The organism is Ectopseudomonas khazarica (genome assembly GCF_017915135.1).
GTDB classification, from domain to species: Bacteria; Pseudomonadota; Gammaproteobacteria; order Pseudomonadales; family Pseudomonadaceae; genus Aquipseudomonas; species Aquipseudomonas khazarica.
The window spans coordinates 683,880-697,900 of the sequence record NZ_CP068551.1 but is presented as its reverse complement, the minus strand read 5'-3'; the positions used below and the strand labels follow the sequence as shown (position 1 = coordinate 697,900).

Below are 14,021 nucleotides of genomic sequence, written 5' to 3'. Positions count from 1 at the left end.
TCAGAACCCTCAAGGAAACACGATGAAACAACGTCTCTTCATTCTCAGTCAGTACCTGCTGCCTCATCACCTGCTGTCGCGCCTGATCGGCTACGTTGCCGAATGCCGTATCGGCTGGCTGAAGAACCCGCTGATCTCGTGGTTCGCCAAGCAGTACCAGGTCGACATGAGCGAAGCGCAGGTGGAAGACCTGCGCGCCTTCGAACACTTCAACGCCTTCTTCACCCGTGCGCTGAAAGACGGTGCCCGTCCACTGGACGAGACGGCGGGCGCGATCCTCTGCCCGGCCGACGGCGCGATCAGCCAGCTGGGCGCCATCGAGCATGGCCGCATCTTCCAGGCCAAGGGCCACAGTTTCAGCGCGGTGGAACTGCTCGGTGGCGACACCGAGCGTGCCGCGCCCTTCATGGGCGGTCAGTTCGCGACCGTCTACCTCTCGCCGAAGGACTACCACCGCGTCCATATGCCGCTGGGCGGCACACTGAAGGAAATGGTCTACGTACCGGGTCGCCTGTTCTCGGTGAACCAGACCACGGCCGAGAACGTGCCGGAACTGTTTGCCCGCAACGAACGCGTGGTCTGCCTGTTCGACACCGAGCGCGGCCCGATGGCCGTGGTGCTGGTCGGCGCGATGATCGTCGCCAGCGTCGAGACTGTCTGGGCCGGCCTGGTCACCCCGCCCAAGCGCGAGCTGAAGAGCACCCGCTACGATGCCGAATCCCGCGGCCCGATCGAACTGGCCAAGGGCGCGGAAATGGGCCGTTTCAAGCTGGGTTCCACCGCCATCGTGCTGTTCGGCCCGGAGCAGATGAAATGGGCCGAAGAGCTGAGCGCCGGCAGCGCAGTGCGCATGGGACAGGCGCTGGGCCATGCCCTGGACTGAAATCCGCACGAACTGAACCCGCATGTCGACCCTTTGGTCATAAAACCGTAGGCTGCCGAGGCAGACCGTCCTTGAGGACGGCTGCCAGCGCAGCCAGATGCTGCTAGAGTTCGAAAGACTATTACTAGAGCCGCTTGTCATCGTGTGGCCGGAGTATCCGAGTTCGATGGATAGACAGAGTCCCCACCTTCAGTTGTTGCGCGTCCCCACACCGAGCAAGCAAAGCCTCAGCTTCTGCGACGGCACTCCTCGCGACCTCAAGCGCTGGATTGCCGCACTGCCCAAGGCGAACATCGGTGAGACCGCGCGCCAGCTGTATCAGAGCCTGGTGGAACTCAATCAACTGGTCACGCCATCGGACAACCGTCTGCAACTGCTGGAAATGCTGCGCCCGGAAGTGAGCTTCGTGTGCCAGCACCTGGAGCGCCACTTCCTCAACCAGGCCATCGTCCTCGACGAACGTCCGCGCAAGGTCGCCAACCTCTGCCAGGCCCTGCAGAACCACCTCGCCGTCGGCTACAAGCTGATCATCTCTCGCGTCCTCGAGCGCACCGGCAAGGACCGCGACCAGTTGCTCGCGGTCGCCCTGCAGCGTGCCAGCCACAGTCTGTGCAGCCCGTTGATTCGCGCCAGCCAGCTGTACTGCCCGGTGCCGGAAGGACTCTGGCTGGAGCTGCACCAGCTCTACCAGATCGCCGTCGAACAGCGCCTGCAGCACCAGGTCATCCGCGATCCGTTGGCCCGCCATACCCAGGGCCTGAGCACCGAGCAGACCTACGTGACCGCGCTGCTGCTCGGCTGCGCACGCACCAACCAGATGCGCCAGAACGGCATTGCCCGCCTGGCCGAAGCGCTGGAACCCTGGAGCGCCCAGGTCAAGCTGCAGGCGGGTGATCACCCTGACAGCCTGTTCGTCCTCGCCCCACAGGTCGACGGGCCGCCGCGTTACAAGTCCCTGTACCAGAGCGGTGAACTGCACAACCTGCTGGGCATCGACACGCAGCCGCTGGTCGATGCGATCAAGGACCATCTGGAACTGCCGGAAGAGGAGCGCAGCCAGTCGCGCCTGGCGATTCCCGACGGCATCAGCCTGGACCTGCTGCAGCACGTCGCGGCCGCCTGGGGAGACATCGCCGAACGCACCTTCCAGCGCACACCGGGCCAGGGCAATCTGACCCTGTGCATCGGCATGACGGCGCTGCACTTCTTCCTCGCTGGCCGCCGCTCCTTCGCCGACGTGCTCAAGCGCCCGGTCGAACTCGGCGCCGCTGTGTTCAAGCCCGCTACCGGCGAACCCGATATCTGGTCCAACGCGTTCGATGCACAGCGCAGCGCGGAGGATGACATCCACTTCGAGGAGATCCAGTACACCAAGGTCACGCCTGGCGAGCAGGCGCAGCCCGAGAGCAGCGGCGAAGCCTACCCGACCTACCCGCTGACCATCGTCAACCACAGTCCGGGCGGCTACTGCCTGTCCTGGCCCAAGGACGTACCCAGCCAGTTGCAGGCCGGCGAACTGCTGGGCATACAGGACAGTCCTGGCCTGGGCTGGAGCGTGGCGATCGTGCGCTGGATTCGCCAGGTCCGCGGGGGCGGCACGCAGATGGGCATCGAGCTGATCGCCCCGCATGCCCGCCCTTGCGGCCTGCAGCTGCTGCGCAAGGCCGAACAGAACAGCCAGTACCTGCGTGCGTTGCTGCTGCCGGAAATCAGCGCCATCTCGCGCCCGGCCAGCCTGATCACGCCGCGCCTGCCCTTCCAGGAAGGCAGCAAGGTGCAGATCAACGACCATGGCGAGGAACATCGTGCGGTGCTGACGCGCAGACAGGTCAGCACCGGCAGTTTCAGCCAGTTCGAGTACCGCCGTGTCGGCGAGGAAGAGGGCGCGGCCGGGACGCCGGTCACAGCCTCGCAAAGCCAGAAGCCTGCAGGAGAGGAAGATTTTGACTCGCTCTGGAAGTCGCTGTAGGCTCCGAACCACTCACCATTTGTCGCCTTTTCGCGCCCGTTCGGCGCGGTATTGACCCTTCTATGGCCATCGAAAAAAAAACCATCCGCCTGCTGATTCTTGAGGATTCGCAGAACGAAGCCGAGCGCCTGGTCAGTCTGTTTCGCAATGCCGGACACGCGACGCGCGTCCATCGACTGACCTCCAGCGACGACCTCGCTGAAGCCCTGCAACACACCTGGGACCTGCTCATCTGCGCACCGAGCAGCGAACGCCTCGACCCGGGCGAGGCGATCGGTGCCATCCGCCGCCAGGCCAAGGACATCCCCGTCCTGCGGCTGGTCGACGGCAACGACTCCGAGATCATCACCGAAGCCCTGCTGTTCGGCGCTCAGGATGCCCTGCCGCAGGGCGAGGACGAACGCCTGGTCCTGGTGGCCAAGCGCGAGCTGGCCAACCTCGAGGAGCGTCGCGCCCGTCGCGCCGCCGAAGTGGCCTTGCGTGAAGCAGAGAAGCGCTGCCAACTGCTGCTGGAGAGTTCGGTAGACGCCATTACCTACGTGCATGACGGCATGCACATCTATGCCAACCGCGCCTATCTGGAGCTGTTCCGCTACGAAGATGGCGACGAGCTCGAAGGCATGCCGATGATCGACCTGATCGCCAGTGCCGATCAGAGTGCCTTCAAGGACTTCCTGAAGAACTACCAGAGCGCCGAGGGCGACGCCGAGCTGAGCTGCCAGGGCATGCGTGCGGACGGCAACAGTTTCGCCGCCCAGATGAGTTTCTCGCCGGCTACCTACGACGGTGAACCATGCATCCAGGTGGTCATCCGCGCAGAAACCTCGAATGCCGAACTGGAAGAAAAACTGCGCGAGATCAGCAGCCAGGACCTGGTGACCGGCCTGTTCAACCGCAACCATTTCCTCGAGCTGATGGATGGCGCCGCCGAGCGCTCCGTCAGCACTGGCCAACCATCGACCCTGGCCTACATCCGCGTCGACCGGTATGCCGGTATGCAGGCCGATATCGGCCTGGCCGGCATCGATCTGCTGTTGACCGACCTGGCCGGGCTGCTGCGTACGCACTTTCCGGCGGACACCGAGCTGGCTCGCTTTGGTGACGATGTGTTCACGGCGCTGCTGCCGGGCCAGTCCCCCGAGCAATGCGAGGCCAGCCTCGCCGCCCTGCTGAAGAAGATCGAGGGGCACCTGTTCGATGTCAGCGGACGTACCGCCCAGACCACGCTGTCAATCGGTGTCGCCGGCCTCAGCGAGAAAACCGCCAAGGCTCAGGTGGTCATCGATCGCGCCCACCGCTGCGCGGACGAGCTGGCCGATGGCAACGCCATCAAGCTGTTCAACCCGGCTGCCGAGCTGGCCGCCGCGGCCAATCGTGGCAACCTGCTGGCGATGGTGCAGCAGGCGCTGGAGAACAACAGCTTCCGCCTGCTGTTCCAGCCGATCATCAGCCTGCGCGGCGACGCCCACGAGCACTACGAAGTCCTGCTGCGCCTGCTCAACCCGCAAGGCGAGGAGGTCCCGCCGACGCAGTTCCTGGCCGCCGCCAGGGATGCCGGGCTGGGTGAGAAGATCGATCGCTGGGTGATCCTCAACTCGATCAAGCTGCTTGCCGATCATCGCTCGAAAGGCCACAACACCCGCCTGTTCGTGCACCTGTCCAGCTCCAGTCTGCAGGATCAGACCCTGCTGCCCTGGCTCAGCGTAGCGCTCAAGGCTGCTCGCCTGCCCTCCGACTCACTGGTGTTCCAGCTCAGCGAGCCCGATGCCATCGCCTACCTGAAGCAGGCCAAGGCACTGACCCACGGGCTCGCGGAGCTGCACTGCAAGGTCGCCCTGAGCCAGTTCGGTTGTGCGCTGAACCCGTTCAACACGCTCAAGCACCTGCAGGTGGACTTCGTCAAAGTCGACGGTTCCTTCTCCCAGGACCTGAACAACGCCGACAACCAGGAAGCCCTCAAGACCCTGCTCAGCAGCCTGCACGCCCAGGCCAAGCTGACCATCGTACCCTTCGTCGAGAGCGCCAGCGTGCTGGCCACCTTGTGGCAGGCCGGGGTCAACTTCATCCAGGGTTACTACCTGCAGGGCCCGAGCCAGTCGATGGACTACGACTTCTCGGCCGGCGACGAATAAGAGCAGTTGCAAGCTTCAAGCAAGAAGCCAGGGCACACAGCGCTCAGCTTTGCACTTGAAGCTTGCGGCTTGTAACTGCTTTATTCCTGCCCCTCGCGGTCACGGAAGCCCAGCAGGTAGAGAATGCCGTCCAGACCGAGCGTGGAGATCGCCTGCTTGGCCGACTGCTTGACCAGCGGCTTGGCCCGGAAGGCCACGCCGAGCCCGGCCAGGCCGAGCATCGGCAGGTCGTTGGCGCCATCGCCGACGGCGATGGTCTGCTCCAGCTGCAGACCTTCCTTCTGCGCCAGCTCACGCAGCAGGTCCGCCTTGCGCTGGGCATCGACGATGGGCTCGACGGCCACACCGGTCACCTTGCCGTTCTCGATCTGCAGTTCGTTGGCGAACACGTAGTCGATGCCGAGCTTGGCTTGCAGCTGGCGGGCGAAGTAGGTGAAACCACCGGAGAGAATCGCTGTCTTGTAGCCCAGGCGCTTGAGCTCGGCGAACAGCACTTCGGCACCTTCGGTCAGGCGCAGCGAGGCGCCGATCTCTTCCAGCACATCCTCGGACAGACCCTGCAGCAGGCTCAGGCGCTCCTTGAAGCTGGCACGGAAATCCAGCTCGCCGCGCATCGCCCGCTCGGTGATCTCGGCGACCTGCTCACCGACCCCGGCCGCCTTGGCCAGTTCGTCGATGACCTCGGCCTCGATCAGCGTCGAGTCCATGTCGAACACCGCCAGGCGACGGTTACGGCGGAACACCGAGTCGCGCTGGAAGGCGATGTCGACGTTGAGTGCCTGCGCCACGCTGAGGAACTCGGCGCGCAGCGCGACGGGGTCGGCCGGCTCGCCACGCACGGAGAATTCGATGCAGCCCTTGCCCTGCTCGGCGGGCATGTCCAGCGGCATCCGCCCGGACAGGCGATCGATGTGGTCGATGTTCAGCCCGTACTTGGCGGTGATCGCACTGACCCGCTGCAACTGCTCGGCGCTGACCTTGCGCGTCAGCAGGGTGACGATATGACGAGCCTTGCCCTGGCCACCGACCCACTGCCGATAGTCCTCTTCGGAAACCGGGGTGAAACGCACCTGCTGCTCGAGTTCGTAGGCGGTGAACAGCAGGTCCTTGAGCACGGCCTGGGAACGGCCGTTGTCCGGAATCTCGATGAGGATGCCGAACGACAGGGTGTCATGGATCACCGCCTGGCCGATATCGAGGATATTCACCCCGCCCTGGGCCAGTACGCCGGTGATGGCGGCGGTGAGTCCGGGGCGATCCTCGCCGGTGATGTTGATCAGGACGATCTCGCGCAAGACGCACCCTCCAAGGCAGACGATTGAGGCGGGCCAGTGGCGAATGAGCCACCGACCGACGAAAAGGCGCACATTCTACCCAGTTTCCTGCCGATCCGGGCAGCCGCGCGCTTTGCCCGCCCCAGGCCGCTCGCTATACTGCGCGGCATCTTCAGTCGACAAGAGCCGAGCTCTGTGAACCGGCCCGCGCCCGTCAAGCCCGACAATTTCTTCATCATGATCTTCCACGCGCTGCGCCAGCGGCGGGTGCCTCTGGTGCTGCGCATCGCCAGCCACAGCCTGCTGCTGGTGGCGCTGGCGATGCTCATCTATGCCTGGGTCATGGGCATGCAGTTCAAACAGGCCATGCAGCAGCAGGCCGACGCCCTGGGTCAGAGCCTGATCACCCAGACCGCCGCCTCCGCCACCGAGCTGCTGGTGTCCAACGACATCCTCAGCCTCAACGTGCTGCTCAACAACCTGGCGAAGAACCCGCTGGTGGCCCATGCGGCCATCTACAGCGTGGACAACCGCATCCTCGCCGAGTCCGGCACCCGCCCGACCCGCAGCATGCTGGGCGAAAGCGACGGCCTGTACTCCACGCAGATCACGTTCCAGGAAGTGATCGCCGGGCAGTTGCGCATCAGCCTGGACATGCGCCAGTTCCAGCAACCGATGACCATCAGCCTGCAGAGCATGGGCATTCTCAGCCTGATCCTGCTGGCCCTGACCCTGTCGCTGAGCATGCGCCTCGGTCGGCATATCTCCACGCCGCTGCTGCAGCTGCGGCTCTGGCTGCGCGACCCGGACGATCCGGCACCAGGCGCGGGGCGCAATGACGAGATCGGTGACCTGGCGCGCCAGCTGCAGGCGCGCCTGGTACCGGAAAAGCCCGAACCCGAGCCGGAAGAGTTGGAAGAGCTGGAAGATGACGCCCTGCTCGACACCGACGACTACCCGCAGGAAAGCGACGACGTCGACTTCGAGCAGGAAGCGCAGCCGCTGGCGGAGCACGGCATCGACGCAGACGCAGCCGATGATGACGACGAGGCCCTCAAGCCCTGGCCCGATTCGATCGAACCGGAGGACCCTTTCGCCGACCTGCGTGACGAAGCGGACGACAGTGCGCCCAGCGCCCCGCTCCAGCCACCGCGCCAGGCACAGGCCAGCGCCGTGCTGGCCATCCAGCTCGGCGCCCAGGAACAGCTGCGACGCCTGCCGCGCACACGCCTGCTGGACCTGCTGGAGCGCTACCGCGCCTGTCTGGAACAGGCCTCCGCGCTGTACCAGGGGCAACTGCACACGCTCAAGGACGGCAGCAGCCTGATGCTGTTCCACGAGCGCGAGTGCGGCGAGGACTACCTGACCCACGCCATCTGCTGCGGCGAGCTGATGCGCGCCCTCGGCCACGCCCTGCAGATCGAGGTGGCCGACAGCGGCATCACCCTGCAACTGCAGCTGGGCCTGACCCTCGGCAGCGACCTGGAAGCACTCGGCCAGGCCGAACTGCTGCTCAGCGACAGCGCCCTGGACGCCCTCGCCCTGTCACAACACAGCCGCAACCTGCTGCTGGTCGAGCAACGGGTCGCACAGGACAGCCTGGCCCGCCAGCGTGCACGCATTCGTCCGATCGCCAGCCCCGAGGGTGCGAGCTGCGTCGAGCGCCTGCTCGACCCCTATCCGGCCCTGCTGGAGAGACAGCTGACGCGCATGCACGAAAGCCGGGCGCACTGACGCCCGGTATCGCCTAGGCGTTGGCCTGGGCCCGCCGCTGCGGCGTCGGCACCCCGTAGCGCTGCAGCCAGTCCTTCCAGCGCACGCGCTCGTCACGCACCAGCCAGCCGTCCTGCTCGGCGAAGCTCTCCGACAACCACAGCCCCCGCGTGCTGACCGCCTGCAGCTCGCCCTTGCGCAGGGTGAACAGGCCGCCGCTGGGCGCCCCCTGATGCAGTGCCAGCAAGTAGATATCCGGGCGCCGACGCTCCAGGCGGGCGACCAGGCGCCCATCCTCCAGACACTCATCGACATGGAACAGGCTCAGCTGCCGGGCGTCGCGCGGCAGCTCCAGGCTCATGTCATAGACCAGTTGCAGGGACGCGGTGGGCAGATGTACATAGGCACGCGGGCGCTCCAGCAAGGTCAGGTTGCCGCACTGCACCGACCGCGCCGCCCCTGACAGCGGGCTGAGGCGAAAGTGGCTGGCCTCGCGGTAGCGCAGAGCGCCCTGATAGGGTGTCGGCAGCCAGGTATCGGCAAAGCGCCCGGCCAGCCAGCCCTCGGCACTTTCCAGCAGGCACTCCTCGGCAACTTCCTGGATGGCGGTAAGCAGCGGCAGGTTCAGTTCGTGCGCGGGTACGTAGCCGGAGATCAGCTTGAGCACGGTGTCGCCACGATCCGGGCGACGCTGGCGCACCAGCAACCAGTAGTCGCGCCCATGCAGGCGTAGGGTCAGGCGCACCGACACACCGAGATTGGCCAGCTCCACGGCGAAGCGCGAGCTGTCGGCCACCTCGACCGGGCGGCGGCGTTCCAGCATCTGCTGGAAGTTCAGGGGCACGCCCAGGCTCTGATAACGCAGGCCATCGGCCGTGGCCTCGACGAACAATGGCAGCGTCTTGAAGTTACTCGGGTCCTTGCGGATCAGCGTACGCGACATCTCGACTCCTTGTTCCGGCTTGGCGCGGATGCGACCGGGCAGCCGCCCTCCACACGAGGATCAGGGTGAAACGAAACCGCTCAAGGCTGCCCCAAGGCCGGCGCCGAACACAAGCCCGGCCTGTAAGAGGACGTGACCGCAGCCGCTCAGCGCAGGCCCTGCAACACGGCAGCGACGGTGGCCACGTTGGCGGCCAGGTGCGCCGGCGTGATGGTGCCGACGATGGCGCTGCCGACGCCCGGGTGCGCGAAGATCAGCTCGAAACTGGCGCGCACCGGATCGACCCCCTCGGCCAGGCAGGCATGGCCGCTGGCCAGCGCCTTCTTGATCAGAATGCCCTTGGCGTGAGTGGCAGCGTAGTCCAGCACCGGCTTTTCGCCCTGCTCGCTCAGGTTGTAGGTGACCATGGCGCAGTCACCCTCTTCCAGCGCCAGCAGGCCCCCCTCGACGGTCTTGCCGGAAATCCCGTAGCCGAGGATCTTGCCTTCGCGCTTGAGCGCCGCCAGCGTGTCGTACACCCCGGTGTCACGCAGCACCGCCAGGTCGTTACCGTCGGAATGCACCAGCAGCAGGTCGATACGATCGGTCTCCAGGCGCTTGAGGCTGCGCTCCACCGAGAGGCGGGTATGCGCGGCGGAGAAATCGAAGCGCGACTGCCCCTGCTCGAACTCTTCGCCGGTCTTGCTGACGATCACCCACTCGTCGCGCTGGCCACGCAGCAGCGGGCCGAGACGCTGCTCGCTGACGCCATAGGCCGGCGCGGTATCGATCAGGTTGATGCCCAGTTCACGCGCCTGGCGCAGCAAGGCACTCGCCTGCGTGTCATCGGGGATGGTGAAGCCGTTGGGGTACTTCACCCCCTGGTCGCGCCCGAGCTTGACCGTGCCCAGCCCCAGCGGCGATACGCGCAGGCCGGTAGAGCCCAGCGGGCGATGCAGATCGTGCAGGGTGGCGCTCATGGCAGCAGCGTCTCCCATACCGGCTGCCCCAGCGCCGGGCGCGGCAGCTCGGGCAACGACCCATGATGCGCCGGCGTCACCCCGTCGCGCTGTAGCGTCGCCAGCACCCGGTCGGCGAAGTCCGGCGCCAGCGCCAGCTTGGTCGGCCAGCCCACCAGCAGGTTCTGCTGTTCGGCGAGAAAGGCATTGTCCGGGCGCACCAGCCCCGATTGCGCGGGCTCGGCGCGGTCCACGCGCAAGGTCGCCCAACGCGTCTGGCTCTGGTCCACCCAGGGCAGCAGCGCCGCCATCTCCTTCTGCGCCGCCGCGACCTGCGCGCCTTCGTCGCGCGCCACGCCGTCGGCCTCGGCCAGGTCGCCACCGAGGTACCAGACCCATTGGCCATCGGCCGCCGGATGGGTGGTGACGGTGACGCGCGGCTTCGGTCCGCCGCCGAGACAATGGGCATACAGCGGCTTCAGCGCCGGCCCCTTGGCCAGCACCATGTGCAGCGGCCGCAGCTGCTGAGCCGGCTGCTCGATGCCCAGGGCCGCGAGCAATTCGGCATTGCCGGCCCCGGCACTGAGCACCACGCGCTGGGCGCGAATCTCGCGGCCATCGACGATCAGTCCGCACAGTTCACCGCCGTCACGCAGCGGCTCGACCTGCCGGGCAGCCAGCAGTCCATCGCCGGCCAGCTCGGCCAGGCGGGCGATCAGGCTGGGCACATCGAGCACCAGCTCGGCGAGCCGATAGACCTTGCCCTTGAACTTCGGGTGCTGCAGCGCCGGCGGCAACTGCTCGCCCTTGACCTGGTCGACGCGCCCGCGCACCGCCTTGCTGGCGAAGAAGCTGGTGAGGTTGCCGGCCAGGGTGCCCGGCGACCACAGGTAATGCGCGTCGGAAAGGATACGCACGCCGGACAGGTCCAGCTCGCCAGCGCCGACCAGCGCCTCGCGCCAGCGTCGCGGCATGTCGGCGATGGCTTCGGAAGCACCGGTCAGCGCGCCGTGCAGGGCGTACTTGGCGCCACCATGGATGATGCCCTGCGACTTCAGGCTCTGCCCGCCGCCCAGGCTGCCGCACTCCACCAGGACGGTGGCGAAGCCCTGGCGACGCAGGCGTGCATTGAGCCAGAGGCCGGCGATACCACCGCCGACGATCAGGACATCGGTGCTGAGAGACTGGGACATGAACGGGCCTCGGCGAAAAACAGGCGCGCAGTATAACCCGCCTGCCCTCGCGCCCGTCGGCCGATCAGTGCCCGGTCGACTGGGAGAACAGCTGGATCACCACCACGCCGCTGACGATCAGGCCCATGCCCAGCATGGCCGGCAGATCGGGTTTCTGCTGGTAGATGAAGGCGGCGGCGATGCTCACCAGCACGATGCCCAGGCCGGCCCAGATGGCGTAGGCAATGCCCACCGGGATGGTACGCACCACCAGCGTCAGCATCCAGAACGCGATGCCATAGCCGCCCACCACCAGCAACAGCGGCAGCGGCTTGTTGAAGCCTTCGATGGCCTTCATCGAGGTGGTGGCGAGCACTTCGGCGGCAATGGCAATGGCCAGGTAGAAGTATCCGGGCATGATGGCGACTCCTGAAAGAATGCCCGGGATTCTAAGGACTTCGACGATGGGATAAAGTCATTACCTATCAACAAAGCAGATAGGTTGACCATGAACTGGAACCTCGACCAGCTCCATCTGTTCGTCCGCACGGCCGAAAGCCGCTCGTTCTCGGCGGTGGCGCGGGAAACCGGGCGCGCCCAGTCCGCCGTGAGCACGGCGATCGCCCTGCTCGAAAGCGACCTCGGCGTGACCCTGTTCGAGCGCAGCAGCGGGCGGCAGCCACGCCTGACCGAGGCCGGCAGCGCCCTGCTGGAAGAGGCGCGCAGCGTGCTGCAGCAATGCGAGCGCCTGGATGCTCGCGCACTCGGCCTGGCCCAGGGGCAGGAGGCACGCCTGCGCCTGGCGCAGGACGAGGCCATGCCCTACCAGCCGGTGCTGGCCAGCCTGGAGGCCCTGGCCGAGGCCTTCCCGCTACTGGAGGTACAGCTCGCCAGCGGCGCACAGGGCGACGTGGCGCGCAAGCTGCTGCAGCGTCAGGCGGACCTTGGCCTGCTGTTTCACCATGAGCAGATGCCACGCGAGCTGGAGAGTCAGCACCTGGGCAGCATCGAGATGGTCACCGTGTGCAGCCCGCACCACCCCCTGGCCAGGCTCGCCAGCGTGGAGCGCCGCGATCTCGCCGAGCATCGCCAGCTGCTGATGACGCCCCAGGACAGTCACTATCCCGGCGGCGAGCAGATCAGCCCGCTGGTGTGGCGCGCCGACAGCTTCTACGCGATGGCCGAGCTGGTGGTTCGCGGCCTTGGCTGGGCCTGGCTGCCGCGTCACGTGGCGCAGTATCCGACCTACCAGGGCCACCTGCAGGAACTGCGCAGCGACTGGGCGCCGTTGCCACTGGTGGTGGAGCTGGTCCGCCGCCGCGACGGCGCGCTCGGCCCCGCCGCCAACTGGCTGGCGGACTGCCTGGCACGCGAGCTGTTGCGCCCACCGGCATGATCGCCCTTCCAGCACCCGGCCGGCAGCGATAAGCTGCGCGCCCATGAACAGACACCTCTACACCCTGCTGCTGCACCTGGCCCTGCCATTGATCGCCCTGCGCCTGGCGCTGCGCGCACGCAAGGCGCCCGCCTACGCGCGCCGTATCAAGGAGCGTTTTTCCTTCGCCCTGCCGCCGCTGAAACCCGGCGGCATCTGGGTGCATGCCGTGTCGGTCGGTGAAAGCATCGCCGCCGCGCCGATGATCCGCGCCTTGCAGGCGCGTTACCCCGAGCTGCCGATCACCGTCACCTGCATGACCCCGACCGGCTCCGAACGCATCCAGGCCCTGTTCGGCGACAGCGTGCAGCACTGCTACCTGCCCTACGACCTGCCCTGGGCCGCCGCACGCTTTCTCGATCGGGCACGCCCGCGCCTGGCCGTGGTGATGGAAACCGAACTGTGGCCGAACCACATTCATCAGTGCGCCAGGCGCGGTATTCCGGTAGCGCTGGCCAATGCGCGCCTGTCCGAACGCTCGGCACGTGGCTATGCACGTTTTGGCAAACTCACCGCACCGATGCTCGCCGAACTGTCGCTGATCGCCGTGCAGACCCAGGCCGAAGCGCAACGCTTTCTCGACCTGGGCGCACGCCCTGACTGCATGGAAGTGACCGGTTCGATCAAGTTCGACCTGAAGATCGACGCCGAGCTGCTGCAGCGTGCAGCCGAGCTGCGCCACCAGTGGCAGGCCGAGCAACGCCCGGTGTGGATCGCCGCCAGTACCCATGCCGGGGAAGACGAGATCGTCCTCGCCGCCCATCGCCAGTTGCTGGAGACGCGGCCGAACGCGCTGCTGATCCTGGTCCCGCGCCACCCCGAGCGCTTCAACTCGGTCCATGAACTTTGCCTCAGCGATGGACTGACGACACGCCGCCGCGCCACGGGTGAAGCCGTGCAAACCGGCGACCAGGTGCTGCTCGGCGACACCATGGGTGAACTGCTGTTTCTCTATGCGCTGGCGGACATCGCCTTCGTCGGCGGCAGCCTGGTGGCCAACGGCGGGCACAACCTGCTCGAGCCCGCTGCGCTGGGCAAGCCGGTGCTGAGCGGCCCGCACCTGTTCAACTTCCTCGAGATCGCCGCGCAACTGCGCGCGGCCGGCGCGCTGAGCGAAGTGGCGAACGCCGCGCAACTGACTGAGCGCACCGCCACGCTGCTGGACACTCCGGCCGAAGCCCAGCGCATGAGCACAGCCGGTCTGGCCGTGCTCAAGGCCAATCAGGGCGCCCTGGAGCGTCTGCTCGACGGCCTGCGCCGCCTGCTCAGCACGCGTGCTGACGCCTGATCATGGCGTTCATGCGATGACAACTCACTGACGAGCACCGGTTGGAAAACCCCGGTGCTTCCTCGCAATGCTCAGCCGTTGAAATCAGGTACACGGGTCAACTGTGCATATCCAGGCAATTTCGCCTTGCCTGACTATCACCCGAGCATTTCTCGCAGTCACGCCGGCTTGAAGCCTCCTGAGAGACGGGATGAACCGTCGTATGCCCATTCAGCTGCGGCGGCAGCGGACTCGCAGCGCAAGCCCCCTCACGCATTGCCCTGTCGGCACGAAG

General features: G+C 66.4%; 11 protein-coding genes. 6 read left to right on the top strand and 5 right to left on the bottom strand.

The annotated features are described in order from the left end of the window. The first annotated feature begins 22 nt into the window (after nucleotides 1-22). The 3 genes from asd to JLK41_RS03160 all read left to right on the top strand — a co-directional run bounded on the left by asd (nucleotide 23) and on the right by JLK41_RS03160 (nucleotide 4,984). Nucleotides 23-883 (top strand): archaetidylserine decarboxylase, encoded by an 861-nt coding sequence (gene asd / locus JLK41_RS03170; RefSeq protein WP_037054849.1) that lies wholly within the window; start codon nucleotides 23-25, stop codon nucleotides 881-883. A 166-nt stretch (nucleotides 884-1,049) separates the two neighbouring features. After that, nucleotides 1,050-2,852, top strand: a complete 1,803-nt coding sequence (locus tag JLK41_RS03165; RefSeq protein WP_210390329.1) for a molecular chaperone — start codon at nucleotides 1,050-1,052, stop codon at nucleotides 2,850-2,852. A gap of 62 nt (nucleotides 2,853-2,914) precedes the next feature. Continuing rightward, nucleotides 2,915-4,984: an EAL domain-containing response regulator gene (locus tag JLK41_RS03160; protein WP_210390328.1), complete on the top strand. Its 2,070-nt coding sequence runs from the start codon at nucleotides 2,915-2,917 to the stop codon at nucleotides 4,982-4,984. 80 nt (nucleotides 4,985-5,064) lie between these two features. Here the strand turns inward: JLK41_RS03160 and serB are convergent, their stop codons facing one another. After that, a complete protein-coding gene (gene serB, locus JLK41_RS03155) occupies nucleotides 5,065-6,279 on the bottom strand; it encodes a phosphoserine phosphatase SerB (protein WP_047590188.1) in 1,215 nt (404 codons plus the stop codon). Between the two features lie 174 nt (nucleotides 6,280-6,453). On the opposite strand from serB, the gene JLK41_RS03150 reads away from it, so the two are divergent. Then, nucleotides 6,454-7,992 carry an AhpA/YtjB family protein gene (locus JLK41_RS03150; RefSeq protein ID WP_210390327.1) on the top strand — a complete coding sequence of 513 codons (1,539 nt, stop codon included), beginning with the start codon at nucleotides 6,454-6,456 and terminating at the stop codon, nucleotides 7,990-7,992. A gap of 13 nt (nucleotides 7,993-8,005) precedes the next feature. Here JLK41_RS03150 and JLK41_RS03145 read toward each other — a convergent pair whose 3' ends face one another. The 4 genes from JLK41_RS03145 to JLK41_RS03130 form a co-directional block, all read right to left on the bottom strand. Then, nucleotides 8,006-8,914, bottom strand: a complete 909-nt coding sequence (locus JLK41_RS03145; protein WP_210390326.1) for a metal ABC transporter ATPase — start codon at nucleotides 8,912-8,914, stop codon at nucleotides 8,006-8,008. A gap of 146 nt (nucleotides 8,915-9,060) precedes the next feature. Next, nucleotides 9,061-9,873: an aldo/keto reductase gene (locus tag JLK41_RS03140; protein WP_210390325.1), complete on the bottom strand. Its 813-nt coding sequence runs from the start codon at nucleotides 9,871-9,873 to the stop codon at nucleotides 9,061-9,063. Then, the gene (locus JLK41_RS03135) at nucleotides 9,870-11,045 is read right to left on the bottom strand and encodes an NAD(P)/FAD-dependent oxidoreductase (RefSeq protein ID WP_210390324.1); all 1,176 of its coding nucleotides are present in this window, start codon (nucleotides 11,043-11,045) and stop codon (nucleotides 9,870-9,872) included. The genes JLK41_RS03140 and JLK41_RS03135 overlap by 4 nt, the downstream gene beginning before the upstream one ends. 64 nt (nucleotides 11,046-11,109) lie before the next feature. Then, nucleotides 11,110-11,442, bottom strand: coding sequence for a DMT family transporter (locus tag JLK41_RS03130; RefSeq protein ID WP_037054862.1), 333 nt, complete (start codon nucleotides 11,440-11,442; stop codon nucleotides 11,110-11,112). Nucleotides 11,443-11,532: 90 nt separating this feature from the next. Here JLK41_RS03130 and JLK41_RS03125 point away from each other — a divergent pair, with 90 nt between their 5' ends. Together JLK41_RS03125 and waaA are read left to right on the top strand one after the other, a co-directional pair. Continuing rightward, on the top strand, nucleotides 11,533-12,420 hold the full coding sequence (locus JLK41_RS03125; protein ID WP_047590201.1) for a LysR family transcriptional regulator: 888 nt from the start codon (nucleotides 11,533-11,535) through the stop codon (nucleotides 12,418-12,420). A gap of 43 nt (nucleotides 12,421-12,463) precedes the next feature. Next, the gene (gene waaA / locus JLK41_RS03120; protein WP_210390323.1) at nucleotides 12,464-13,747 is read left to right on the top strand and encodes a lipid IV(A) 3-deoxy-D-manno-octulosonic acid transferase; all 1,284 of its coding nucleotides are present in this window, start codon (nucleotides 12,464-12,466) and stop codon (nucleotides 13,745-13,747) included. Nucleotides 13,748-14,021 lie beyond the last annotated feature (274 nt).